Origin of the sequence: Ureibacillus thermosphaericus (assembly GCF_012396605.1) — a bacterium.
Taxonomy (GTDB): domain Bacteria; phylum Bacillota; class Bacilli; order Bacillales_A; family Planococcaceae; genus Ureibacillus; species Ureibacillus thermosphaericus.
Genome location: NZ_JAAXPW010000004.1, coordinates 1 through 24791 on the forward strand (window position 1 = coordinate 1; position 24791 = coordinate 24791).

At 35.5% G+C, this 24791-nt stretch carries 26 protein-coding genes; 22 read left to right on the top strand and 4 right to left on the bottom strand.

Annotated features, from left to right (window positions below):
* Window positions 1–144: 144 nt before the first annotated feature.
* On the bottom strand, window positions 145–1083 hold the full coding sequence (locus tag HF990_RS02780) for a glycerophosphodiester phosphodiesterase (RefSeq protein ID WP_096550580.1): 939 nt from the start codon (window positions 1081–1083) through the stop codon (window positions 145–147).
* Window positions 1084–1264: 181 nt separating this feature from the next.
* Here HF990_RS02780 and HF990_RS02785 point away from each other — a divergent pair, with 181 nt between their 5' ends.
* Window positions 1265–1543, top strand: a complete 279-nt coding sequence (locus tag HF990_RS02785) for a YlbG family protein (protein ID WP_016837529.1) — start codon at window positions 1265–1267, stop codon at window positions 1541–1543.
* Window positions 1544–1546: 3 nt separating this feature from the next.
* Here the strand turns inward: HF990_RS02785 and HF990_RS02790 are convergent, their stop codons facing one another.
* Window positions 1547–1936 carry a DUF7147 family protein gene (locus HF990_RS02790; RefSeq protein ID WP_016837528.1) on the bottom strand — a complete coding sequence of 130 codons (390 nt, stop codon included), beginning with the start codon at window positions 1934–1936 and terminating at the stop codon, window positions 1547–1549.
* Between the two features lie 55 nt (window positions 1937–1991).
* On the opposite strand from HF990_RS02790, the gene HF990_RS02795 reads away from it, so the two are divergent.
* The 3 genes from HF990_RS02795 to coaD are packed head-to-tail and all read left to right on the top strand — an operon-like array spanning window position 1992 to window position 4483.
* Window positions 1992–3413 (top strand): RNA polymerase II, encoded by a 1422-nt coding sequence (locus HF990_RS02795; RefSeq protein ID WP_168411944.1) that lies wholly within the window; start codon window positions 1992–1994, stop codon window positions 3411–3413.
* 19 nt (window positions 3414–3432) lie between these two features.
* Entirely contained in the window at window positions 3433–3984 is a 552-nt protein-coding gene (rsmD, locus tag HF990_RS02800; protein WP_016837526.1) for a 16S rRNA (guanine(966)-N(2))-methyltransferase RsmD, read from the top strand.
* 13 nt (window positions 3985–3997) lie between these two features.
* Window positions 3998–4483 carry a pantetheine-phosphate adenylyltransferase gene (gene coaD / locus HF990_RS02805; protein ID WP_016837525.1) on the top strand — a complete coding sequence of 162 codons (486 nt, stop codon included), beginning with the start codon at window positions 3998–4000 and terminating at the stop codon, window positions 4481–4483.
* Window positions 4484–4536: 53 nt separating this feature from the next.
* Here the strand turns inward: coaD and HF990_RS02810 are convergent, their stop codons facing one another.
* Entirely contained in the window at window positions 4537–5331 is a 795-nt protein-coding gene (locus tag HF990_RS02810; RefSeq protein ID WP_016837524.1) for a hypothetical protein, read from the bottom strand.
* Window positions 5332–5548: 217 nt separating this feature from the next.
* On the opposite strand from HF990_RS02810, the gene HF990_RS02815 reads away from it, so the two are divergent.
* On the top strand, window positions 5549–6598 hold the full coding sequence (locus HF990_RS02815) for a SepM family pheromone-processing serine protease (RefSeq protein ID WP_016837523.1): 1050 nt from the start codon (window positions 5549–5551) through the stop codon (window positions 6596–6598).
* Between the two features lie 2 nt (window positions 6599–6600).
* On the opposite strand, the gene HF990_RS02820 is transcribed toward HF990_RS02815, so the two are convergent.
* Window positions 6601–7809, bottom strand: a complete 1209-nt coding sequence (locus HF990_RS02820) for a nucleotidyltransferase (protein ID WP_168411945.1) — start codon at window positions 7807–7809, stop codon at window positions 6601–6603.
* A 158-nt stretch (window positions 7810–7967) separates the two neighbouring features.
* On the opposite strand from HF990_RS02820, the gene HF990_RS02825 reads away from it, so the two are divergent.
* From HF990_RS02825 to HF990_RS02905, 17 genes are all read left to right on the top strand, one after another.
* On the top strand, window positions 7968–8507 hold the full coding sequence (locus HF990_RS02825) for a YceD family protein (RefSeq protein WP_016837520.1): 540 nt from the start codon (window positions 7968–7970) through the stop codon (window positions 8505–8507).
* A gap of 21 nt (window positions 8508–8528) precedes the next feature.
* The gene (gene rpmF, locus HF990_RS02830; RefSeq protein ID WP_016837519.1) at window positions 8529–8702 is read left to right on the top strand and encodes a 50S ribosomal protein L32; all 174 of its coding nucleotides are present in this window, start codon (window positions 8529–8531) and stop codon (window positions 8700–8702) included.
* A 187-nt stretch (window positions 8703–8889) separates the two neighbouring features.
* Window positions 8890–9660 carry an enoyl-CoA hydratase/isomerase family protein gene (locus HF990_RS02835; protein ID WP_016837518.1) on the top strand — a complete coding sequence of 257 codons (771 nt, stop codon included), beginning with the start codon at window positions 8890–8892 and terminating at the stop codon, window positions 9658–9660.
* Between the two features lie 164 nt (window positions 9661–9824).
* Complete coding sequence (locus tag HF990_RS02840) at window positions 9825–10223, top strand: transcriptional regulator (RefSeq protein WP_016837517.1); 399 nt, start codon at window positions 9825–9827, stop codon at window positions 10221–10223.
* Between the two features lie 233 nt (window positions 10224–10456).
* On the top strand, window positions 10457–11350 hold the full coding sequence (locus HF990_RS02845; protein WP_016837516.1) for a ketopantoate reductase family protein: 894 nt from the start codon (window positions 10457–10459) through the stop codon (window positions 11348–11350).
* On the top strand, window positions 11347–11739 hold the full coding sequence (locus tag HF990_RS02850) for a DUF3397 family protein (RefSeq protein WP_016837515.1): 393 nt from the start codon (window positions 11347–11349) through the stop codon (window positions 11737–11739). The genes HF990_RS02845 and HF990_RS02850 overlap by 4 nt, the downstream gene beginning before the upstream one ends.
* A 108-nt stretch (window positions 11740–11847) precedes the next feature.
* Complete coding sequence (bshC, locus tag HF990_RS02855; RefSeq protein ID WP_168411946.1) at window positions 11848–13461, top strand: bacillithiol biosynthesis cysteine-adding enzyme BshC; 1614 nt, start codon at window positions 11848–11850, stop codon at window positions 13459–13461.
* 187 nt (window positions 13462–13648) lie between these two features.
* Window positions 13649–14080, top strand: a complete 432-nt coding sequence (mraZ, locus tag HF990_RS02860; protein ID WP_016837513.1) for a division/cell wall cluster transcriptional repressor MraZ — start codon at window positions 13649–13651, stop codon at window positions 14078–14080.
* 30 nt (window positions 14081–14110) lie between these two features.
* A complete protein-coding gene (gene rsmH / locus HF990_RS02865) occupies window positions 14111–15061 on the top strand; it encodes a 16S rRNA (cytosine(1402)-N(4))-methyltransferase RsmH (RefSeq protein WP_168411947.1) in 951 nt (316 codons plus the stop codon).
* A complete protein-coding gene (gene ftsL, locus HF990_RS02870; RefSeq protein WP_016837511.1) occupies window positions 15062–15442 on the top strand; it encodes a cell division protein FtsL in 381 nt (126 codons plus the stop codon).
* Entirely contained in the window at window positions 15439–17646 is a 2208-nt protein-coding gene (locus HF990_RS02875; RefSeq protein WP_168411948.1) for a penicillin-binding transpeptidase domain-containing protein, read from the top strand. Before ftsL ends, HF990_RS02875 begins: the two co-directional genes overlap by 4 nt.
* Window positions 17647–17709: 63 nt before the next feature.
* Window positions 17710–19629 (top strand): stage V sporulation protein D, encoded by a 1920-nt coding sequence (locus HF990_RS02880; protein ID WP_016837509.1) that lies wholly within the window; start codon window positions 17710–17712, stop codon window positions 19627–19629.
* 159 nt (window positions 19630–19788) lie between these two features.
* Window positions 19789–20763 carry a phospho-N-acetylmuramoyl-pentapeptide-transferase gene (gene mraY, locus HF990_RS02885; RefSeq protein WP_016837508.1) on the top strand — a complete coding sequence of 325 codons (975 nt, stop codon included), beginning with the start codon at window positions 19789–19791 and terminating at the stop codon, window positions 20761–20763.
* Window positions 20760–22112, top strand: a complete 1353-nt coding sequence (gene murD, locus HF990_RS02890) for a UDP-N-acetylmuramoyl-L-alanine--D-glutamate ligase (RefSeq protein WP_016837507.1) — start codon at window positions 20760–20762, stop codon at window positions 22110–22112. The genes mraY and murD overlap by 4 nt, the downstream gene beginning before the upstream one ends.
* 40 nt (window positions 22113–22152) lie before the next feature.
* Window positions 22153–23241: an FtsW/RodA/SpoVE family cell cycle protein gene (locus tag HF990_RS02895; protein ID WP_016837506.1), complete on the top strand. Its 1089-nt coding sequence runs from the start codon at window positions 22153–22155 to the stop codon at window positions 23239–23241.
* A gap of 20 nt (window positions 23242–23261) precedes the next feature.
* Window positions 23262–24089, top strand: coding sequence for a cell division protein FtsQ/DivIB (locus tag HF990_RS02900; RefSeq protein ID WP_168411949.1), 828 nt, complete (start codon window positions 23262–23264; stop codon window positions 24087–24089).
* Complete coding sequence (locus HF990_RS02905; protein ID WP_016837504.1) at window positions 24061–24783, top strand: DUF881 domain-containing protein; 723 nt, start codon at window positions 24061–24063, stop codon at window positions 24781–24783. The genes HF990_RS02900 and HF990_RS02905 overlap by 29 nt, the downstream gene beginning before the upstream one ends.
* Window positions 24784–24791 lie beyond the last annotated feature (8 nt).

The window sequence follows — 24791 nt, forward strand, 5'->3', positions numbered from 1 at the left end:
AAGAAGACAAGCTATTCACGGAAGTTATGAAAACTTGCGTCAATTATCTTAATTGAACCGCCGTATACGGAACCGTACGTACGGTGGTGTGAGAGGACGGGAGCTAATCACTCCCTCCTACTCGATTTGAAGAATTCAAAGACTTTATGAAAGATTTTCCCCTTTTTCTTTATGGTGTTCTACCCAATCCCGAACGAGGGGAACAGCAATATCCGGTCTATCGGTGATAATGCCTTGCGCTCCATTATCTAGTAGTTTTCTCATCAATTCTTCATCGTCAATTACCCAATAATGGACAGGGATATTTAAATTGTTTAAAAAGGCGATAAATTTCGGTGAGTCTAAAGAGAACCTTCCAGACTTTATTGGGATTTGAAAAACATCTACTTTTGGATGATAAAGATGACCAAATTGGCTTGTAAATGCTGCAAACGCTTTTCGGACATCCGATTCTCCAGCTCCTAATGCGACTCGGTTTTGGGCGTACAAATTAAAACGATCCACTTGTTCACTATAGAAGCTCGTTACCACCACTCGATTTTCTGCGTTATATTCTTCAATCAATCTCCAAAGTTTCGAAGGCATTAAACTACCTTCATAAGTTTCTGGACTATCTTTAATATCGATGTTAATAAACATATTTGGGAACTTTTCAAATAACTCTCTTAACGTTACGATTTCTACTTTTTGATTGCGATAAGGGAAATTTCCATTGTTATCTTTATAATGGAAACCAAAATTAAAGTTTTTTAGTTCTTCTAGCGTAAAATCTTTTACAGCACCCATTCCATCAGAAGTGCGGTCAATTGTTTCATCATGAAGTACTACAATCTCTTCGTCTTTTGTTAATCGTATATCAATTTCAAAACCATCTACCCCTAGTTCAAAGGATTTTTCAAAAGCAATCATTGTATGTTCAGGTGCAATTAGTGCACCGCCCCTATGTGCTAAGACGACAGGTATATCCATGCTTAATACTTCTTTTCCTTCTCGTTTTTGGGGTTTTAGAAAAGCTTTACTTCCAGCCCATGCTGCTGCACTTGCGGCGGCAATGGCCAGTGCCAGTTTCGTTTTTTTACCCATGACTAGGCCTCCTTTACGAGCTTCTATATATTAACGAATATGAATTCTAAAATCATTACTTGTATAGATTGCATCTTATAAAGATGATTATAACGGAAATTGTAACATCATGTCACGAATGTCAGTTGCTATCAAAAATAACTATATGGTATCCTTTAAATGAAGAAAAGGGGTAATAAAAATGCAAGAACGTCAAGGGCTAATCGTGTATGTTTATCAACTGAAGCATGCTAAAAGCTTGAGAAAGTTTGGAAATGTCCAATACATTTCAAGAAAATTAAAATACGTAGTGCTCTATTGTAATAGAGATGAAATTTCTTATATTAAAAATAAAATACAACGCCTTCCTTTTGTGAAAGACGTTGTTGAATCGTACTTACCGTTTGTAAAAAATGAATTTGAAAATACAAAGTCTAAGAAAGATCAGGACCAAGAATACGATTATAAAATAGGACTTTGAACATTAAGAGAGTTGCGGAATTAAACGGTTCATTCTTAATACACCAATTAAATGTTGATAGAATAAAATCGTTTCGGAGTAATAGCAGGAATGTTTAATATCCATTTGAACGGCTTCTTTGCCAATGGCCTTTAACGACTCTTCAAATAATTCTAGCCGTTTAGAAGGTTTTTCTGGAGTGTATGGTATCCCTTCTCTACATATGTATATTGGCATAAAGTTGCTGTCACCAACTGGTTGAAAGGCTACTGCAGGAGAGGCATATGCTTGATTGCCTTTATAAGAAATAAACAAAAAGGCATTATGGAATCTTTTTTCATTTGTACGAATTAATTCACAAAGCTCGTATATATCTCCGTAGCCTTGTCCGAGTTCAACAAACTGTTGCGTCATATTGTTATCATCCTTTCTATTTACATAATAGTAGCATGTTCGAGGTGGTTTGCATATGAAATATATCATTAGTTTTTTTGGTCTGCTAGTTTTGCTTATTAGCGGCGTGCTTTTTTTTCAATACCAAGTTTATTCCGATTATCGAGAGAGCGAAATAGACGATTTTACTTACACGCAAGAAATTGATATTGTATACAGAGGTCAAAGTTTAGATATTCGTCATCACTTTAGAAATTTACCAAATCAAACGATTTCTATCAACTGGCCAGAACAAGCTGTAAACCCCGATTGTTTTATTGAATCAGAAAATAGCTGCAAACGGTTAAGCGAGGATTTTTCTAAATTCCAAGAAAGTGATATACAAACTCAGTCGATCTCATACATAATACCCCTTGATGGAGGATTAAAACCAAATCAATTAATGAAAGATATTTTTGTGACGTTAGAAAATGGTATTGTATCTTATTCAACAGTACATATTACAACTGAACAATCAATTGCTGGAACATGGGTTACAGGTTTACCTTTAGTTGGTCAGCAATCATTATCCCTTGTGCATTATTCAATGTTTAGCGGCACAGGTCCAGTGAAAGAACTTTTTTATGCTGATCATTTACAATTGCAAAATGAACTTGATTTGATTTCTATTTATTCGACAAATAAAATCGAAAACGAATTAGTAGAACAGCTAAATAAAGTGAATTTCTTAAATGATGAACACGTCGCGGTTGTTCATGGTTCGAATCTTTCTGGTAAACAAGGCGAACGTATTTTGTTTTCTAATAATTTGTCAATAGAAGCCTTAAAGGAAGAAGTTATATTGTCCCAATTACGCACGAAATTTCAGTTTGAAAATGTACCTGCATGGGTAACTGAGGTTATGGCTTCGATTTTATCTGATTCTGAGATTGGCGGGGAAAAAGCTAAAGAAATAACAATGACTTTAAAAAGTCGATTGACAGAAGAACAACTTGAACTTTGGAAACAAAAGTTACATGATTTAGAAGGTAAAAAAATCGATGCAGCGCTTTTAGATGAACAATTAAGCGAAGTGTTTGCAAACCATACACAATATTTCCAGTCAAACGTCGCAACTGATGGAGTATTTCCGTTACTATTCAATGATTTCCGAGATGTTTATGTAAATGCTCGATTAGTAGATGACGTTGAAGTAATTTTTAAAGATGGTCAAGTGTTATATTCTGCTGACTCTTTATTACATCATCTCGGTTATGAAACACGAGTTGGGGAAAAAGGTTATTATGTAAATAATGATATTAGACAATATCGTTTTCCTTTTAATCATGAATTTTATGTTTATAACCAAAGACGCTACAATACCGTGTCACAACCAATAAAAGTGATAGCTGATAAGTATTACATTGAAGAGTCTTGGGTGCAAAAGCTATTTTTCATTGAAATGGATAAAAAGAAAGACTCTATTTCCATAAAAAACATTGACACTGAACAACAATAGTGAAAGCTTGGTGATGAAGATGCGAGTAGTAGCCGGTGAAAGGAAAGGGATACCGCTCAGAGCGATTGCCGGAACGACTACGAGACCTACAACGGATAAAGTGAAAGAAGCACTATTTAATATCATCGGGCCTTTTTTCGAAGGTGGAATAGCATTAGATTTATTTGCTGGCAGCGGCGGACTAGGAATTGAAGCATTAAGTAGAGGTGCGGAAAAAGCTATCTTTATTGAGAAAGATCGCCGAGCTGTTCAAGTATTGAAAGAAAATATAAAAAAGTGCCGTTACGAAGAGTTTTCGGAAGTGTATTGTACAGATGCAAGCCGTGCTGTAAAGGCACTGCTAAAAAGGGATATCCAAATAGATTATTTATTTGTTGATCCCCCATATAACAAGCTAGAATATTATGATTACATTTCACTTCTTGTAGAAGGCGGAAAGCTGGCTGACGATGCAATAATCGTTTGTGAACATTCGACTGAAGTACAATTGCCAGATGCTTACGGACGATATTCATGCATCCGAGATGAAACTTATGGAAATACTATTATTTCAATTTATCGAATGAATTAGGGAGAGGGAGAAATTGTCGCAAAAAATTGCAGTAGTACCGGGAAGTTTTGACCCGATTACGAATGGACATTTAGACATTATTAAACGGGCAGCAGATGTATTTGATCTTGTATATGTTGCTGCATTGAAAAATTCTTCAAAAAATCCGTTGTTTACTATTGAAGAAAGACTTGAGTTGATCGAAAAGGTAACGAAGGATATTCCAAATATTCGCGTTGAAAGTTCTTCTGGATTGCTTGTGGATTATGCGAAGTCTCGAAACGCCATCGCTATTGTTCGAGGTTTAAGAGCAGTATCAGACTTCGAATATGAGATGCAAATAACATCGATGAATCGTTTTTTAGATGAATCGATTGAAACATTTTTCATCATGACTAAAAATCAATATTCCTTCTTAAGTTCTAGTATTGTGAAGGAAGTTGCTCGCTATGGTGGAAGCGTAAAAGGATTAGTACCTTGTGAAGTAGAAGAAGCATTAAAGAAGAAATTTCATCAATAATCGAAAACTCGGCAAGATAAAATGCATCTGCCGAGTTTTCTCTTTTTATAAAGTTATAAAAATAATATAAAATATAGCAACGGAATAATAATCGTGATGAGAACTCTTAATAGAATGTAGGGTTTGAGCGAAATGTTTTCACTTTTTGCGATGACTGCTACTTGCATATGAATGCTTAAACTTTGGCTTGATAAGAAAGTAGCCATTAGCAAAGGAAGTATAATTGATTCATCGGCAAAAAACTTATGTGCAATTTGAAGTCCGTTCGTCATTTCTAAAGATGCTGCTGTTAATAGTAGTAGATTTTTATGTATATTTGGCAAAATTGTCTGAATTGTAAACATGACGACGGTATAAATGGTTGTAAAAAAGATGATTGTTGAACCGACGACAAGAACAGTAGGAATACTGTCTTTGATGCTAGAAATGAATGGATTTTCATTTCGCCTAAGGTTGTCTAATTTGATTTCTTGCCGAGGATTGGAACGATGGTAAAAATAATATAACAGCAAAAGGAATAGAGAAACTGTATGATATAAAATTAAATATTGCCAGCTGAAGCGGGTATCATGTAGTAAGTCATGTCCAACAAATCCTAATACGAATAAAGGGCTTGGACTATGACAAATACTTAATAAGCCGTTTGCTTCACTTTTTGAAATTTGATTTGTTCTTTTTAAATAGGCAATGGTTGCGGCACCGGTCGGGAAACCACCGAGAGCACTGATGCCGTATGTTTTAAAATATAATTTGAATCTTGATAAGGAATTTTCCTTTTCAGGTGTTAAGCGAATAAACCATTGTGTTAAAATCAAATACGGAAGTAAATATGGGAATAAAGCTTCCATGAATAGTTGAAGTCCAAGGTCCGCTCCTTTATGAGCGATTCCTGGAAATAGTAATAGTAAACAAATGAGCGTTATACATACGAAAAGATATAGTAGTGGAATAAGCCATCAACTCTTTTCAACTTTTGTTTTTTCGATGAACCAAATGCTAAACTAATATATGCACGATTTAATTTTTTTAGTCTTTTTCGAGCTAACATAGGAGGTGCTTTAACTTTTGAAACATTTTATTACGATAATCGTTACGATGTTGGTTTTATTTTTTTTATCTTTTTACAAGCTGGACTACTATATTATGAAACCTGGAAGCTCCTATGATGTTAGCGAATTTGTTACTGTGGAAAATGGGGATTTGGACGATGAAGGAACAATCAGTCTTATGACGGTTGCAATGGGACCAGCGACACCCTTGACATATCTCATCGCAAAGTTTAAAGAGTATGAAGATATTTTGAAAAAAGAGGAAGTTCACCATAAAGAAGAGGATGAACGGGAATATAACGTTCGTCAATTAAAGCTAATGAAGGATTCACAATTTAATGCTATTTACGTCGCTTATAATAAGGCTGGTTTACCGTATACAGTTGATTATCAGGGCATCACTGTTTTAAATGTATTAGCTGGTGGTGCCAGTGATGGGCAATTAGAGCCTGGAGATAAAATCCAAGAAATTGATGGGAATATTATAAAAAAAGCGGAAGATTTAGTTCATATTTTAGAAACGAAAAAAGAAAATGATGTCGTCCAATTAGTGATTCACCGCAATGATAAATTGCTGGATCGCACTATTACATTAAAGGAAATCCCAGATAGTGATGGGAAGGTTGGTTTAGGGATTACTTATTCCGAAAATAAAACGATTAAAACAGAACCGATGGTAAAAGTGAATGCAGAAGATATTGGAGGACCTTCTGCAGGGTTAATGTTCACTTTAGAAATTCTGAATCAACTGTTAGAAGAAGATATTACAAAGGGATATTTAGTTGCAGGAACTGGAGAAATCCATGAAGACGGCACAGTCGGTCGTATCGGAGGCATTGAAAAGAAAGTTGTTGCAGCTCATGAAGATGGCATGGAAATTTTCTTCGCTCCTGATGATGAAATACCTGAAGAAGTCAAGAAGAATAATCCAGCCATTCTTTCCAATTATGAAGCTGCTGTCAATATCGCAAAAAAATTAAATACCGACATGAAAATCGTGCCGGTAAAAACGATTGACGATGCATTAAATTATTTAGCAAGTCTTCCTGAAAAAGATAAATCGTAATTCTATAATCGTATTGGCGGAGTTTTATAATCTCCGTCAATTTTCTTTTGTGAAAATAATTCAACGCCTAAAGCATACATTTCAGATGCTCTAATGTCGATTTGAAGCATTTGATCCTTTGCTTGTGCTACTCGGCTAATAATCGGCAACTCTAAATTCTTTTTTCTTTCTGATAAATAAGCTTGTCCATTTTTTGTCATTCCAAGTAAACGAATGTAGGTTGGATGCTTGAATTGATGCAATTCATCTTTCGTTATGCCAGTAAAAATGTGCGTCAGCATTCTTTGCAATCTCGTCCAAGTATACCGCTTTGATTTTATGTCTGACATAAATTGTGAAAAGTTTTCACTATGTTTTACATGTTTGATGAGAGCATATTCAATTCCTTCCGAAACATCTGCAAAGGCTCTCAAGTTTTCTGGATTATAACGCATGATGGCATATTTTAATAGTGGCCAGAAAGCATCCCAGTCAACAAATTTTGAAAATTGTTGTTGCCATTCAACAAGATGGACATAAGTTGAATTTGGTACGAAATTACGTATCGCTTCAACATTTCTCTTTTGAAATATTTCTTTACGAATACCAGTTGCACTGGCGATTGTCGATGTTTCATTGATTGCATCGTGATAGCCTGCATGCAATCGTTGAATTGTCATTGGTTGAATTGATAAATTGAATTTTTTTGCAGCGGCAATATAGTGATAACCAAGAATGTTATTTGGTTTGGACAAGTCGATGTAATTTTCATTTTTCTTTTGTTTTAATTGTTCATAAGCGTAATATAAGCTTTGTGGATAACTAGTTCCTGTTGATACGTACTTCTTGATGAGCGCATTATATTCTTCATTATGTTCTTCAATTAGATTAGCAGTGTTAATGAAAGGTTCGAGTTTTCCTTCTTCGCTCCCAAATGAAAAAGCATCGCATTGTAATGCGTCAAGGAGAAATATCGCACCTTCAGCAAATACAGGTGCATTAGCTGTGCTATAAACATATGGTAATTCAACAACGATATCGACACCGCTTTGTAAAGCCATTTTTGCTCGATGCCATTTAGAGACAAGAGAAGGTTCACCTCTTTGTAAAAAGGGGCCACTCATAACAGCGACGACTACATCGGCGTTTGTAATCTTTTTAGATTGGGTAACATGATAGTAATGTCCGTTATGAAATGGATTATACTCAACGACTATTCCAACCGCTTTCATAAAAAAGCCCCTTTCAAATAATACAATCTTTCTTCTAAAATTATCTCTTTAGTTAATACTGAATTATAGAAGCGTTTTTGTAAAGTGACAAGAAAATATCTTGACATCTATATTACCTCATTATATAATCAACATTGTTGTCTCGGGGTGATTCGTGAATGAAATGGTCAATTCATCAACTTTCGAAGTATCGCCATAAAGGAATGCCGATCGATACAGTTGTGCAATTGGATGAAGTGAAAAAGCGAAATCAAGAAATTCGCGATATTTCACCCGTTCATGTAAAAGGTCACTGTACAATCGGAAGTTCACAAATGACTTGTCAGTTTACTTTGACAGCGACCTTAATACTCCCTTGTGCTCGTACTTGGGAGGATGTTGAATTTCCTATTGAAGTTGAGACGGTAGAAGTCTTTAGCTGGGTTGATCCAGAACTTCGGGGAAATGAAGAAGATGAAGATATCCATTACATAGATGGAGAAGTCATCGATTTGAAGCCAGTCTTAGAAGAAATCATTCTTCTTGAAGTGCCGATGCAAGTATTTAAAGAAGGTACTGAAGGTACTATTAAAGGTGGTAAAGACTGGAGTTATTCAACAGAAGAAGACGTTAGTCAAAAAGTAAATGACGAACCAAAAGTGGATCCAAGACTTGCTGGATTAGCTAAGTTTTTTGATCAATCAAAAACAGATGAATAAATCTGCAAGGAGGTGCCAATCATGGCTGTACCATTTAGAAGAACTTCTAAAACTGCAAAAAGAAAACGCCGTACACATTACAAATTATCAGTACCTGGTATGGTGAATTGTCCAAATTGTGGTGAACCAACTTTATCTCACCATGTATGCAAATCTTGCGGACATTACAAAGGTAAAGAAGTGGTAAGTAAATAATAAAGCGTAGATTCGTTATACGCTGCTTACGAAAGACTATTAGAGTGACCATGGCTCTCTAATAGTCTTTTTTTGCATTATGTTCATGAAATAGGTAAAAACCAATTGTTGTCAAAATTTAAAACCTTTATTACTATGAAAACATATCGTATTATGTTGAAATAATATCAAAAAGGGGATGTATTCATTGTCTTACCAAATTGAACAAAAGGACGGTATTCTAACTTTTACTATTGATAGAGAAGAAAAGAGAAATGCAGTAAATGACGAAGTAATGAATGGCCTAAAACAAGTAATTAAACATATTAAAGAGAACAGAGATGTGCGATTTTTAGTTGTTACTGGTGCGGGGGATAAAGCGTTTTGTTCTGGTGGAGATTTGACGGAATTTCATAGTTTAAAAACGGCTGAAGAAGCTTTTGGGATGTTAAGCAAAATGGGAAATATATTATATGAACTTGCTACATTGCATGTTCCAACCATTGCCTTAATTAACGGGACAGCCGTTGGGGGTGGTTGTGAAATCGCTACAGCATGTGATTTTCGTTTGGTGGCAAGTCATGCAAAATGCGGATTTATTCAAGGAACGTTGGCAATTACGACCGGATGGGGTGGCGGTACGTATTTATTTGAACGTGGATTGCGTCATGACCGTGCATTAAAAATGCTGATTGATGCGAAGCCATACACTGCTCAGCAATTATATGAAATTGGTTGGGCTATGAGAATATTTGACGGTCCAAAAGAAGAAGCATTGGAAGCGTTTATTGAAGATATGAAAAAAATTCATCCTTCTGTCCATCATGCATATAAAGAGATTGAACTTCGCAAATGGAGAGAGCGAAATATGTATGGACGTGTTATGGAAGAAATCAAACTTTGTGCAAAACTTTGGGAAAGTGAAGATCATGAAAAAGCAGTTGAACGCTTCTTATCAAAATCAAGCAATCATAAATAATACAAAATATTGTCTTCAACAATACTACTGAATAATCGGTTATATCCATTTGAAAATAGGTCGCGACAAAATTTTTATATGTCGCAACCTATTTTTTTCTATGTTCTTTAATTCTATTTACTCTCTTTTTGCATATAGTAGTAAAAAAATGAGAGGTGATAAGTATGGAAGGGAAAAGAAGGAAAGATCAATGGACAGCTGAAGATGACGAAAAATTAGCAGAGATTGTCATCACAGCTGTACAAAATGGAAGAACTCAATTAGAAGCGTTTGCTGAGGCTGCGCAAGTGCTGAATCGAACAAAGCAGGCTTGCGGTTTCCGCTGGAATAAAACATTAAGGCAACAATATGGTCAAATGTTAAATAGTGTTAGAAAACGACCAAAGCAATTAATGCGAAGCCACTTAAAGCTTGCTCTTAATAGTTTTGATGAATTGACAGAAGCATACAATGAATTAGAACTAAAATATCGAGAGCTTCAAACTGAGCATGATAGAGTGCTAAAATGGCTTCAACAAGGTGCAATATTCATCGAACAACAACAGCAAAAACAGCAGCAATAATCGCCATTATTCCTCTTTTTTATCACCATCATCCATCAATCAAGGTAAAGGAAGCTGCAGTTAAATATCGAAAACTTCAAATATTTCCAGTATAATATGAAAAAAAGGGTGTGACACTCTTTCGGTCACACCTTTTTGTCGTTTTCGTTCTTGAAAAAATAAGGATGTACAAACCAGCAAAACAATTAATATCAATTTAATGGAATAAATAAGTTGTAAAGAGGGAAGCGCGTATGAATATAGTTATAATTGGTGCAGGTTCTGTCGGAATGTTGATGTCCTCGTTTTTAGCTGAAAAATATGAAGTAACGTTAATAGTTCGAAGGCTAAAACAAGAAGAAGCAATACGAAAACATGGCCTTTATAGAAAAAATTTGGATGGAACTATTACGAAGAAATATGTGAATGTTACGACTACATATAATGAAATTGCGACAGCATCTTTAGTAATTGTGGCAGTAAAATATACACATCTGCAAGAAGTTTTCCTGCAACTTCAGAAGCTGCCACAGGACATACCAATTTTATTTGTACAAAACGGTTTAGCTCATTTTGAAGAAGCGCTGAAACTTCCTCAACAGACTATTGGATTTGGCTCATGCCAATTCGGTGCACAAAAGGCAAATGATTATACAGTTATTCATAATGGAATTGGTGTGTTAAAATTAGCAGTTGAAAGGGGAAATGACGAGGTTTTTCAATTGTTACACGGGATAGAAAACGAATTGTTTCCTTTACAATTTGTCGATGATGCTGAAAAAATGCTTTTTGAGAAGGCGTTATATAATTGTTTTATCAACCCCTTGACAGCTGTGTTGCAAGTAAAAAACGGCGAATTAATCAACAATATTCATGCGAAAAAATTGTTAAAAGATTTATATGAAGAATTAATGAATGCTTTCCCTGAACAAAGAATGATTGTCTCATTTGAAGATGTTGTTTCGTTGTGCGAAAAAACAGCTTCTAACACTTCTTCGATGTTACAAGATCGATTAATGAATAAGAAAACAGAAGTGGAATCGATTGTCGGAGCAATCATAAAAAAAGCAGAATTAAAAGGTAAAAGCTTACCGACTTTAAAAACGTTATATCATTTAGTGTTGTCACTAGAGGGTGAAAAAACGTGAAATTAGTTTTAACATACATTCTTGGCACCCTAATTTTATTGCCAATGACTGCCTTCATTATTTCATTTTTTTTATTTCGGAAATACTTGAAAAAACAGGCGGACAGTAGTTTTAGTTTAGCAGCAGATATCACGACCTTTTTTTTATTTTTCTCCGTCACCCTCTCCATTGCAACCCTATGGAACTCTACAATAAGTATTGTAGCCGTTGTAATTTCCATATTGATTGCGATGTTGATGACTTATAAAGAATGGAAAACGAAAAATGAAATTAAAGTATTTCCTTTATTGAGAAGAATATGGCGCATGCAATTTTTATATTTAATTTTCATCTATACGATTGTTTGGATTGTAGGCATTATTCAAAGTATTATATTTTTTATTACATAGATTGAGCCATTTTCTTTTCAGACAATGTTTCAAAGATTACAATATAACAGGAATAAATATTTACTTTCAATGAAATGAACGTATTGAGTTAAGTAGAGGAGTAGTAATATGAAACTGGAAAAATTATCACCAGTTAACAATCAATTGTTATCTGATTATTGGGCGGAAAGTGAACATTTGCTCTCATTTTATCAATATCCATATAAAGATGAATCATTTCGAGTACGAGCTCATTATTTGAGAGAACAAGCGTATAATCGAAAAAGTTTATGTAACGTTATTTATCAGTATATGGAGCCTTTTGGCATTTCAGAAAAATCAATGGAGAATCTAAAAAAATTAGAAAAAGGTGCGTTGGCAGTTGTTGGTGGTCAACAAGCGGGATTGTTGACGGGTCCGCTTTATTCTGTTAATAAAGCAATTAGTGTTATTTTGCTATCGAAAGAACAAAGTGAAAAACTAGGTATTGATGTCGTACCGATTTTTTGGATTGCGGGTGAAGACCACGATATTTTAGAAATTAATCATACTTATACGATTGTCGATGGATTGCCAAAAAAGAAAATTTTTGACGTAGCTCCTCGCAAAAAGACGATTGCTTCCGAAACTCGGTTTGATCATTCGTTAATGAAAGATTATATTGATGAAATTTTTAAAGATTATGGTGAAACGGAATACACGCATGATCTCTATCATTCGGTACTACGACATATGAATGACAGTGAAACATTTACTGATTTCTTCGCTCGTTTAATGAATGATTTATTTAAAGATGAAGGACTGCTAATGATCGATTCGGCGTTTCTACCATTTCGACAATATCAAACTACTTTTTTCCAGCGAATCATCGAAAAAAATGAGGAGATTAGTTTAGCAGTAATTGAAAAGGAACGATTATTAGAAAAGAGAGGGTATGGTACTCCGATTGTTGCAACGGAGGAAAATGCGAACCTCTTTTATGTGCGAGATGGAGAACGATTTTTACTCGAAAGAAAGAATGGCTTATTTGTTAATTCGGCTGCAAACGTAAAATTTACCCTTGAAGAACTTTTACAAATTGCTGAACAATCACCAGAACAACTAAGTAATAATGTGGTAACGAGACCTTTAATGCAAGAAATGTGTTTGCCAGTATTGGCTTTTGTGGCTGGTCCTGGAGAACTTCATTATTGGGCGGCTTTAAAAGATGCATTTGAAGTATTAGACTTACAAATGCCGATTTTAGCCCCAAGGTTAAATATTACTTTTATTACTCGTCGTGTAGAACAACTGCTTTTTGAATATCAACTAACTTTTGAAGATGTTGTGGCTGGTGAAGTGCAAAAAATAATGAAACAATTTATTCAGGATATTCAAGAGGTTGAAGCAGAGGAAAAAATTCAGCGAATCAGAAAGATGTTAGACGAGCAATATGATGAGTTATTACAACTATTGAATGCGAAACAGCTCCATTTGGTAAGGATATTAGAAAGAAATAAGAATTACCACAATATGCAACTTGATTATTTAAGTCAAAAAATCGAACAAGAAGTCTTACTAAAACATCATCACACGATTCGCCGGTTGAATACAATTGTAAGTGAGTTGTATCCAAACAACAATTTCCAAGAACGTGTATTTAACCCATATCAATATTTAAATCTTTATGGCTTTAGTCTTATTACACACTTATTACAATTACCAATGAAAATTGGGAATTATCATTATTTGATAAAATTATAGCGTTTTTTCTATTTTTTTTAGAGCTATCTCGTAGGAGATAGCTTTTTTAATTCTTTTTTCTTATACACTGCTCTGTTTATGGAGTACAATTGGCATAATTTGTGAAAAGTTTACAAACTATGCGAAGAAATATGTGGTGGAAAGTGGGGGAATGTGGTACATTATTTACTAAAGTGGGGTGAGTAGCATGTTCATGGGAGAATATCAACATACTGTTGATGCCAAAGGACGTTTAATCATACCATCAAAATTCCGTGAATTATTAGGAAATACTTTTGTCATTACCCGGGGTCTTGATAACTGTCTTTTTGGATATCCTATGAACGAATGGCGAAAGCTCGAAGAAAAACTGAAAGACTTGCCAATGACGAAAAAAGATGCAAGAGCATTTGCTAGGTTCTTCTTTTCTGGGGCTACCGAAGTTGAATTAGACAAACAAGGGCGAATTAACATTCCTTCCAATCTTGCTACTTACGCAAAACTTGAAAAAGAATGTGTTATTCTAGGTGTTTCAACCAAGATTGAAATATGGTCTAAAGAACTTTGGGAAGAATATTTCAACGAAGCAGAGGAATCTTTCAATGATATTGCAGAAAATCTTATTGGCTTTGACTTCTAGCGAATACATCGATGAAGGAGCAATCAATTCATGTTCGATCACACAACTGTACTATTAAAAGAAACTGTCGATGGCTTAAATATTCATTCAGACGGAATATATGTGGATTGTACATTAGGTGGTGCTGGTCATAGCGAGTACTTAGTTCAACAACTTTCTAGCAATGGTAGACTAATATGTTTTGATCAAGACTTAACTGCCATTGAACATGCGAAAAAACGTTTGGAAAATTATAAGGATAGAGTGAATTTTGTGCATTCCAATTTCAGGTATATAAAACAGGAATTGGATAAACTTAATATTCAGAAAGTTGATGGTATTCTCTATGATTTAGGAGTTTCCTCACCCCAATTAGATACTCCGGAAAGAGGATTTAGTTACCAGCACGATGCTCCTTTAGATATGCGAATGGATCAAACTCAAGAACTAACTGCCTACCATATTGTAAATGAATGGCCATATGAAGAATTAGTGCGTATTTTTTTCCGTTATGGTGAAGAACAATTTTCAAAGCAAATTGCTCGAAAAATTGAAATGGCAAGGAAAAAAGCACCCATTAAAACAACAGGACAGCTTGTCGATTTAATTAAAGAGGGCATTCCAGCATCTCGTCGCCGTACAGGTGGACATCCAGCAAAGCGAGTTTTCCAAGCAATTCGCATTGCTGTAAATGATGAATTAGGGGCGATTGAAGAGTCGCTGACAGATGCCATTGATTTATTACGTATTGGCGGTAGGATAAGTGTTATCACATTCCACTCTTTGGAAGATCGCATTGTTAAAACAATATTTAAAGAGGCTTCATCATTACCAGAATTACCTCCAGGGTTACCAATCGTACCAGATGAATTCCAACCGGTATTAAAAAATATTACGAAAAAGCCGATTGTTCCATCGGAGGAAGAGTTGTTGGCAAACAATCGGGCGAGATCAGCAAAATTACGTATCGCTGAAAAAATTCATGAAAAAGGGCGTGGCTAAATGGCAGTTCGGGTTAGGCAACCATTATATTATCAACAACAAGAAGTACCCTATCAACAACCCACCAATCAACCAAATACAAGGCAAGTAAAAAAGAAGCAACGTAAAATCATTACAGCAAGGGAAAAGTTTTTATATATCGCATTTGTTATAGTTGTTGCAACTTTATCTGTATTCGTATTACATAAACAAAGCTCAATTCAAAAAACAACGATTGAAATACAAAAAATTGAAAGAGAAATCGCAGAAATTGAAAAAGAAAATGCGGATTTAAAAGTACAGGTTAGCGAATTATCAACATATGAAAGAATTTGGGAAAAAGCCAATTCACTCGGTTTAACTCTTAAAGAAGATAACGTAAAGGTAGTGCCGGGAGAATGAAGAAAAAGAAATTTCGTTTTCAATGGGGAGCCTTTCTAATGTTTTTATTATATGGAGGGCTCTTTTTTGCATTATTCTTAAGGATTACTTACATCCAAATAACTGGACAAGTTGAAGGAGAAGAATTAAAGGCAAGGGCTGCAGCATTGTACCAAAAGGAAGCGGTGATTACTGCTGAACGCGGAAAAATATTAGATCGGAATGGAAATGTAATAGCAGAAGATACGTTAAGCTATCGACTAATCGCCGTTGTCAATCCAGTTGCAACAACAAACCCAAATAACCCACAACATGTTGTAGATCCTGAAAAAACAGCTGAAATATTAGCAAATTATATTGATATGGATGAATCGACTATTTATAAGATATTAACAAAACGAAAGTCGGATGGTGGATATTACTATCAAGTTGAATTCGGTTCTGCGGGAAGAGGAATCAGTCACGAAATCAAAACGAAAATTGAAAAGGAAAAATTACCTGGTATTAAATTTGTAAGTGATACGAAGCGATATTATCCAAACGGTATTTTTGCATCCCATTTAATTGGTTTTACGCAAAGAGAAGAGCAAGAGGATGGAACGTTTATTCCTGTAGGGAAAATGGGATTAGAATTGATTTACAATGAACAATTAACTGGAGAAAATGGGAAAATTGAATATGAAAGTGATGCATTTCACTATTTATTGCCAAACAGAGATAAGATGATCAAACCAGCGAAAAATGGTGACAATATTTATTTAACAATTGATAAAACGATTCAAAACTTCTTGGAAGATGCGATGACAAATGTGGACCGAGAATATAATCCTGATTCGATGGTTGGCCTTGTAGTAGATGCAAAAACAGGGGAAATTCTTGCATTGTCTCAACGTCCTACATTCGATCCAGAAACTAGAATTGGTTTGGAAAATAACTGGTTAAACTACGTGACACAAGAAGTAATTGAACCAGGGTCTACAATGAAAACATTTACTTTAGCTGCTGCAATTGAGACAGGCAATTGGCATCCGAATGCTACGTATCAATCTGGGGCATATAGAGTGTTGGACAGAACGATTCGGGACCACAATATTCATGGTTGGGGAAGAATTACTTATTTAGAAGGATTTCAACGTTCATCCAATACTGCGATGGCCAATTTGCTAGAACTAATGGGCAATGATACATTTATTGATTATTTAGAAGCCTTTGGATTTGGGAAAAAAACAGGCATAGATTTGCCTGGTGAAGTGACCGGAACCATTTTAACCCGATATCCAATTAACTATGTAACAACTTCATTCGGACAAGGCTCTACTGTGACGCCGATACAGCTAGTCCAAGCCATGACAGCCATTACGAATGATGGTGTTATGATGCAACCATATGTTATTGATAAAATTGTGGATTCTTCCACAGGAAAAGTGATTGAAAATCATCAACCGAAGGAAAAAGGAAAACCGATTTCTGCAAGCACAGCGAAACAAGTAAGAGCAATTTTGGCTTCTACCGTTACTTCGGAAGTAGGTACTGCTAGAAACTATAAAATTGATGGATATGAAGTAGCGGGGAAAACAGGTACTGCTCAAATACCGAATCCAAATGGAAGAGGCTATTTATATGGAAAAAACAATTATTTATATTCCTTCTTAGGTTTTGCCCCTGTTGATGATCCACAATTGATTGTTTATGTAGCAGTGAAAAGACCAAAACTTAAAGGAACTGAAATTGGTTCAGAACCGGTGGAAAAAGTATTTAAGCCTGTAATGGAAAATAGCTTAAAATATTTAAACATTAATCCAGAAGATGCGAAGCCTGTAGAGAAAATAACGATAGGGAACTATATTGGGAAAAAAGCTGCGAAATTAAAACAAGAATTAGAGAGTCAAGGATTAAAAACAATTATTATTGGTGAAGGCGGAGAAATTATTGACCAATATCCGAAAGAAGGAGTTTCAATGGTAAAAGATAGCATCGTCTTTTTAAAAACGGATGGCGTTGTGACATTGCCTTCTTTTGAAAATTGGTCATTGAGAAATTTACTAATCTATAAAGCGATGTCCGGTATAAATATTGAAATCGTAGGAGAAGGCTATGTAGAAAGCCAAAGTGTATCAGAAAATACAATGATTACTGATTCCTCCCCGATTGTTGTTAAATTAAAAACTCCTGAAGAATTATTCCTAATTAGTGGTGAGCAATCTGAGGAATTGCCCCAAGATTAGCTTAGCTTTTGAATAGATGAGAAGTTCGTTTCATACCTTGTAAAAAACGAGGTGTGATGTCGAATGAAGTGGATTTCAACCGTCTCCAAAAAACGGTTGCGGATTGTAATGTACGGCTTTATTCTTTTTGTGATAGCCGCCATCGTCCGACTGTTTATTGTTCAAATTATTCAGCATGACAAGTTGACAGAACTGGCAAAGGAAAACTGGGATCGAGAAATTCCATTTGCTTCAGAAAGAGGAGAAATAGTCGATCGTAACGGTGAAGTCATTGTAACAAATAAATTAGCGCCGACCTTGTATTTTATGCCTGCACAAAATGATAATATTGAACAAGCTGCCAAACAAATTGCTTCTGTCTTAAAAGTTGATGAAAAAAAGTTGTATGAAAAAATGAATTCAAAATCGTACTTAGTAAAGCTTGCACCAGAAGCAAAAAACATTACTTATGAACAAGCTGTTGAACTTCAAGGGTTAAAAATTGATGGTCTATATACAGGTGTCGATTATGTTCGACATTACCCTTATGGGAATTTATTATCCCGTTTTATTGGATTCACTGGCTATGATACGCAAGGCTTAGCAGGCATTGAATATCAATATGACAAATACCTCACATCAAAAGATGCGGCAATTCGTTTGTTTACGGATGCAAAAGGAAATACTTTACCACACGTAGATGATGAGTGGCGAGAAGGGCATCAAGGAGCAACTGTACAACTAACAATTGATTTAGAAGTTCAGCAAGTGGTTGAAAGAGAATTGTCGCAAGCGATGAAAAAATATAATGCAGAACAAGCCTTAGCAATCGCCATGAATCCAAATACGGGAGAAATTTTAGCCCTTGCTTCTTATCCTACATACGATCCAAGTAACTTTGAAAAAGTGAAACCTGAAATTTATAACCGCAACTTGCCGGTTTGGATGACCTTTGAGCCAGGATCAACATTTAAAATTATTACACTAGCCGCTGCCATTGAAGAAGGGAAAGTGGATATAGAAAAAGAGAATTTTTATGATAAGGGGTATACAATTGTAGAAGATTCAAGACTTCGCTGTTGGAAGCGCGAGGGACATGGACAACAAACATTTTTACAAGTAGTAGAAAACTCTTGCAACCCGGGGTTTATTGAACTTGGGCAGCGAGTAGGTCCAGATAAGTTATTGCAGTACATTAAAAACTTTGGTTTTGGTGAACCGACTGGATCAAACATTGCCGGAGAAGCGAGCGGCATATTATTCTCAAAAGAAGCTTTTGGACCTGTTGAGCATGCAACAACGTCTTTCGGGCAAGGAATTGCTGTAACGCCTATTCAACAAGTTCAAGCTGTTTCTGCAGCCATTAATGGAGGGAAACTATATAAGCCATATGTCGTTTCAAAAATTGTTGATTCAGAAACGGGAAAAATCATTCTTGAAAATCAACCGGAATTAAAACGTACGGTTATCAGTGAACAAACATCCGAAAAGGTAAGGTATGCGTTAGAATCTGTTGTTGCAAATGGCTCTGGGCGAAACGCATATCGTGATGGACTGCGTATTGGTGGGAAGACAGGAACTGCTCAAAAAGTAGAAAATGGTCGTTATAAGGTTGGGGATTATATTGTTTCTTTCATCGGCTTTGCGCCGAGTAATAATCCTCAAGTCGTTGTATATGTTGCGATTGATAGTCCGAAAAGTTCAGTCGTTTTTGGTAGTACCATTGCAGCACCTATCGTCGGGCAGATTATAGAAGACATTGCGCCAATCATCGGTTTGGAAGTTAATCGGGAAGGGCAATTGGAAAAGCAGTATCGTTGGGGAGATCCAATGACAGAACGGGTACCAAACTTAGTTGGAATGAAAGTGGATGAAATCATGAAGCTTCAATACCCATTCCATATTGAAATGCATGGAACAGGAAAAGTTGTAAAAAGTCAATTACCTGAACCTGATAATATTATTGAAGTGGATGGAACGATTCATTTATATTTAGGAGATTAAATAGAATTGAATTTTACTGCTCCTGCGGCAAGGAAGCTTTTCCCCGCGGGAGTTCATCAATAACAAGAGGGAGTTTCCTTATTTTGTTAATAGTACCATGCTTCCATCTATGATATTGTAGAAATCGATTCAGAATGAAGTTTTTGAGGGAGATCTAACATGTCTATTGAAATAACAATAACTATTTTAGCAGTATCCTTTCTTATTTCAGTAATATTGGGGCCGTTGATAATACCAATACTTCGACGGTTGAAGTTTGGTCAAAGTATTAGAACTGAAGGTCCCAAATCTCATATGAAAAAAGCCGGAACGCCAACGATGGGTGGAGTGATTTTCTTAATTTCCATTGTTACAACTACAATCGTTGTTGGAAAAATGCTTCAATTATTTACTACCCAATCCGTTGTTATGTTATTAGTTTTGGCAGGATTTGGTGTCATCGGATTACTAGATGATGGCATTAAAATTGTTTTTAAAAGAAATTTAGGTTTGACTTCATTGCAAAAATTAGTCGGTCAAATCATTATTTCAATTTTAGCCTTTTTACTATTAAGGCTAGGTACATTTGATACTTCCATCAGCATTCCTTTTACCGAATGGTCGGTTGATTTAGGAATACTTTACGTGGCCTTCTTAATTTTTTGGCTCGTTGGTTTTTCCAATGCTGTCAATTTAACAGATGGTTTAGATGGATTGGTGGCTGGCACAGCATCAATCGCCTTTAGTGCCTTTGGCGTCATCGCACTATTTAATGGGCAGACGGATGTGGCATTATTTACTTTTGCAGTAACAGGAGCTTTGCTAGGATTTTTAATTTTCAATGCGAATCCTGCAAAGGTATTTATGGGAGATACGGGTTCTCTCGCTCTTGGAGGAGCTCTAGGACTCGTATCTGTCATTGTAAAGGAAGAGTTATTGCTATTACTTATTGGGCTAGTTTTTGTAATTGAAACATTATCTGTTATCCTACAAGTAGTAAGTTTTAAAGCGAGAGGAAAACGCATATTTAAAATGGCCCCTATCCATCACCATTTTGAATTGTCTGGATGGTCGGAGCGAAAAGTTGTTGCTGTATTCTGGTCAACGGCATTACTAGTAGCAATGATTGCTGTGATAGCGGAGGCATATTTATGATTCATACAACAAAATTTCAACATAAAAAAGTTTTAGTATTAGGTTTAGCAAAAAGCGGTGTAGCAGCTTCAATGCTTCTACATAAACTTGGGGCATTTGTAACAGTTAATGATGCGAAGCCATTCGAAGAAAATCCCGATGCTCAAAATCTATTGAAAATGGGAATTACAGTAATATGTGGAAGACATCCAGAAGATTTGTTAGATGAAGGTTTCGAACTTGTTGTAAAAAATCCTGGCATTCCTTATACGAATTCAATTGTCAAAGATGCTTTGAAAAAGAATATACCTGTCATTACTGAAATTGAATTAGCATATCTAGTAAGCGAAGCACCAATGATTGGTATTACAGGAACAAACGGCAAAACGACGACGACGACATTAATTTTTGAAATGTTAAAAGCGGGGAATCGCAAGCCGAAAATTGCTGGAAATATTGGGACTGTAGCATGCGGTGTTGCTGAAAATGCCAGCATTGATGAAGTAATTGTAACGGAATTATCATCTTTTCAATTAATGGGGATTGAACAATTTAAGCCCAAAATTGCAGTGTTAACAAATTTATATGATGCACATTTAGACTATCATGGAACTTTTGAGGAATATGCAAAAGCGAAATTTGGTATTACCAAAAATCAAACAGAAGAAGATTATTTAATCTTCAACAAAGATCAAGATGTGGTTGCAGATTGGGCAAGTAAATCCAATGCAACAAAAATTCCATTCAGCATAAAAGGTCGCATGAAAGAAGGAATTAGTGCTGATGATTCAATGATTTACTGGGAAGGAGAACCGTTTATCCATCGAGAATTGATTGCCTTACCCGGTAAACACAATTTGCAAAATATATTAGCAGCTATTGCTGCTTGCAACATTTATGGATGCGACAAATCAGCGATGGAAGAAGTGTTAAAAAACTTTTCTGGTGTTCGCCATCGTACTCAATTTGTACGTGAATGGAAAGGTCGAAAAATTTATAACGATTCCAAGGCGACGAATTGCTTAGCAACAAAAGTAGCTTTAGAAGCATTTCATCAGCCGATTGTATTAATTGCTGGTGGACTTGATCGAGGACATTCCTTTGAGGAATTACGTGAAGCAATGAAGAATGTAAAAGCTGTAGTAGCTTTGGGAGAAACGAAACACCGATTTATCGAATTTGCAAAATCTTGTAATGTTAAGAAATGGGACATTGCTACAAATATCGAGGAAGCTGTTGAAAAGGCTGCGCAACTATCTGAGAATGGCGACGTTATATTATTGTCCCCAGCTTGCGCTAGTTGGGATCAATATAAAAGCTTTGAAGTGCGGGGAGATTTATTTATCGAGGCGGCAATGAAACTTTCTTAAAAAGCCAACTTGATTTTGAAGCAAAAATTATTAGGAAAGGATGCCATCACTGAAATTTACGTATAAAAGGCTATTTATCATTTCGGCATTCATACTTTCGATTATTGGTGTGATTTTCATTTATTCGGCAGGTACATATTGGAGTGCGATTCACTATGAAGGTGAAATTCCTTTTTACATTAAACAATCCATTTATCTTATATTGGCATTAATTGTCTTCAACATTGTTTCGAATATGCCGATATTTCACAATGAAAAAACATGGATTAGCTTATATATATTTTCTCTCGTACTCCTTGTTCTTGTCTTAATTCCAGGAATTGGTCTTGAGCGGAATGGATCACAAAGCTGGATCGGAATTGGTCCATTGACAGTTCAACCTGCCGAATTAGTAAAAATTACGACATTAATGTATTTAAGTTTTCTATTAAGCAAAGTGCCAAACGGCGAACGGGTTGTCCGACTCCAGCACTTCCTCATTATCCTGATCCCAAGTGCTTTAATCATGTTACAACCCGATTTCGGATCTGTGTTTATTTTAATTGTATCCTCTTTTATATTGCTCTTCATTGCAAGATATCCAATAAAACTGTATGTTGCATTTATCTTGCTTGGGGTTGCCGGATTAATCGGGCTAATTGCTACGGCTCCTTATCGCTTGAAACGAATTGAGGCTTTCATTGATCCATGGCAAGATCCATTAGGAAGCGGTTTCCAAGCGGTACAGTCTTTGCTAGCCATTGGACCTGCTGGGTTACTCGGGCATGGATTTCAACAAAGTAGACAAAAATTTTTATATTTGCCAGAGCCGCAAAATGATTTTATTTTTTCAATTATTTTAGAGGAAATCGGTTTTTTGGGCGGTTGTTTAATCATTGGACTGTTCTGTTTATTTATCTATTCCGGAATAGGATTAGCTCTGCAAGCAACTAGAAGCTTTGATTTTTTCGCCATTAGTTCCCTTGTAGCAATGATTGGTTTTCAAGCAGCGTTAAATATTGGTGTTGTAATCGGGCTGATTCCTGTAACTGGTGTGACATTACCATTTATTAGTTATGGCGGTACTTCGTTAATGATTATTTGGTTTATTGTTGGCGTCATCGTTTCAATATCCAATCGAACCGTATAAATTGGAAAGGAGGAGTAAAAATGGACAAAGTCATTGATATAGAAGAACGCATACCAACTTTGAAGAAAAAAAGAAGAAGAAGAACAAACATAAAGTTTGCTGTCATCATATCACTATTTGTCGCGACGTTATTTTTACTCCTTTATTTCCAATCTCCTTATAGTAATATACAAAAAATTTCGGTCCATGGAGCGGACTTGGCAAAAGAAGAATATTATTTAAAAAAGTCTGGACTTGAAATCGGCCATTCAATGTGGGGGTTTAAAACTTCAAACGTTGAAGAAAGTTTACAAGACGAATGGGTCAAACATGTAGTTGTGAAGCGAAAATTGCTTACAACAGTAGAAATTGAAATAGAAGAATTTCGAAAAGTAGCCTACATCTTTGAAAATAATCATTTTTACCCGATATTGGAAAATGGGGTTGTTTATAAAAAATCAGAAGAATTTCCTCCAATTGATGCACCAATCTTTTTGCATTTCCATGATGAGGACTTAAGAAAATTAGTACTAAAAGAATTGGCAGAACTTGATGAAGAGGTGCTAACATTAATTTCACAAATTAATTTAACTTCTACAGAAACGGATCCATTTGCGATTACATTGTTTATGAACGATGGCTATGAAGTAAGGGCGGAAATTACTTCTCTAGCTGAAAAACTTAATTATTATCCGGCAATCGTTGCTCAAATCGAAAGCACTGGAGAGTATGAAAAGGGAATTATCGATATTGAAGTTGGTTCTTATTACAAACCCTATTCAGAAGAATATAAGGTTTTGAATATAGGTACGCAAACCGATAGTGAGAAGGAAGAACAGGATGTGGAAAATGATGAATCCACTTCATAAGAAAAAACAAAATAAATTTAAGCGAAAACATTTTATCCTTCTATTCGTTAGTATCGTAACAGGTTTCATTATTGGCTATGCCTATAATTTGGCAAGAGACGATAAACAATTTGATTCGAATTATTTTGAACAGGAAGATATATACCGCACAGAGCTTATTGAGCAACAAGAGAGAAATAAAGAATTGATGGATGAGCTCAATGCATTAAAAGCTCAAATAAGAGAATATGAAAAGTCTTTTACTGAAAGTACAAATGACTATAAAGAATTAGCACAGGAAGCTGAAAAATTGAGGCTAATACTAGGCGAATTGCCTGCTCATGGTGAAGGAATCAGAGTTACACTAAAAGACGGACATTACAACCCGAAATCGACAAATCCAAATGACTATATTGTTCATGAAAGTCATATTTTTATGGTCATTAATGAATTAAAAATTTCCGGTGCTGAAGCAATTGCTATAAATGGACATCGATTGAAACCAAATTCTTATATTCATTGCAATGGTCCTGTGATTACGGTGGATGGAACACAATATCCTGCTCCTTTTGAAATTGAAGCAATCGGAAATTCAGAAACATTAATTTCTTCTTTAAAAATAGCAGGTGGAGTTTTTGATCAATTATTAAATGATTCAATTATCGTAACTATTCAAGCATTGGATAATATTGAAATGCCTTCAATAAATTCTTAAAAGGGGGC

Bases quoted from the DNA above. Each gene is read 5' to 3' on its own strand.
- ftsL (WP_016837511.1), top strand. From the start codon at position 15,062: ATGGCAGTTCGGGTTAGGCAACCATTATATTATCAACAACAAGAAGTA.
- HF990_RS02785 (WP_016837529.1), top strand. From the start codon at position 1,265: ATGCAAGAACGTCAAGGGCTAATCGTGTATGTTTATCAACTGAAGCAT.
- HF990_RS02905 (WP_016837504.1), top strand. From the start codon at position 24,061: ATGTGGAAAATGATGAATCCACTTCATAAGAAAAAACAAAATAAATTT.
- HF990_RS02900 (WP_168411949.1), top strand. From the start codon at position 23,262: ATGGACAAAGTCATTGATATAGAAGAACGCATACCAACTTTGAAGAAA.
- HF990_RS02780 (WP_096550580.1), bottom strand. From the start codon at position 1,083: ATGGGTAAAAAAACGAAACTGGCACTGGCCATTGCCGCCGCAAGTGCA.
- HF990_RS02840 (WP_016837517.1), top strand. From the start codon at position 9,825: ATGGAAGGGAAAAGAAGGAAAGATCAATGGACAGCTGAAGATGACGAA.
- HF990_RS02810 (WP_016837524.1), bottom strand. From the start codon at position 5,331: ATGGAAGCTTTATTCCCATATTTACTTCCGTATTTGATTTTAACACAA.
- HF990_RS02790 (WP_016837528.1), bottom strand. From the start codon at position 1,936: ATGACGCAACAGTTTGTTGAACTCGGACAAGGCTACGGAGATATATAC.
- HF990_RS02895 (WP_016837506.1), top strand. From the start codon at position 22,153: ATGCCATCACTGAAATTTACGTATAAAAGGCTATTTATCATTTCGGCA.
- HF990_RS02795 (WP_168411944.1), top strand. From the start codon at position 1,992: ATGAAATATATCATTAGTTTTTTTGGTCTGCTAGTTTTGCTTATTAGC.
- HF990_RS02875 (WP_168411948.1), top strand. From the start codon at position 15,439: ATGAAGAAAAAGAAATTTCGTTTTCAATGGGGAGCCTTTCTAATGTTT.
- HF990_RS02825 (WP_016837520.1), top strand. From the start codon at position 7,968: ATGAAATGGTCAATTCATCAACTTTCGAAGTATCGCCATAAAGGAATG.
- mraZ (WP_016837513.1), top strand. From the start codon at position 13,649: ATGTTCATGGGAGAATATCAACATACTGTTGATGCCAAAGGACGTTTA.
- rsmD (WP_016837526.1), top strand. From the start codon at position 3,433: ATGCGAGTAGTAGCCGGTGAAAGGAAAGGGATACCGCTCAGAGCGATT.
- rpmF (WP_016837519.1), top strand. From the start codon at position 8,529: ATGGCTGTACCATTTAGAAGAACTTCTAAAACTGCAAAAAGAAAACGC.
- HF990_RS02820 (WP_168411945.1), bottom strand. From the start codon at position 7,809: ATGAAAGCGGTTGGAATAGTCGTTGAGTATAATCCATTTCATAACGGA.
- rsmH (WP_168411947.1), top strand. From the start codon at position 14,111: ATGTTCGATCACACAACTGTACTATTAAAAGAAACTGTCGATGGCTTA.
- bshC (WP_168411946.1), top strand. From the start codon at position 11,848: ATGAAACTGGAAAAATTATCACCAGTTAACAATCAATTGTTATCTGAT.
- murD (WP_016837507.1), top strand. From the start codon at position 20,760: ATGATTCATACAACAAAATTTCAACATAAAAAAGTTTTAGTATTAGGT.
- HF990_RS02845 (WP_016837516.1), top strand. From the start codon at position 10,457: ATGAATATAGTTATAATTGGTGCAGGTTCTGTCGGAATGTTGATGTCC.
- HF990_RS02880 (WP_016837509.1), top strand. From the start codon at position 17,710: ATGAAGTGGATTTCAACCGTCTCCAAAAAACGGTTGCGGATTGTAATG.
- mraY (WP_016837508.1), top strand. From the start codon at position 19,789: ATGTCTATTGAAATAACAATAACTATTTTAGCAGTATCCTTTCTTATT.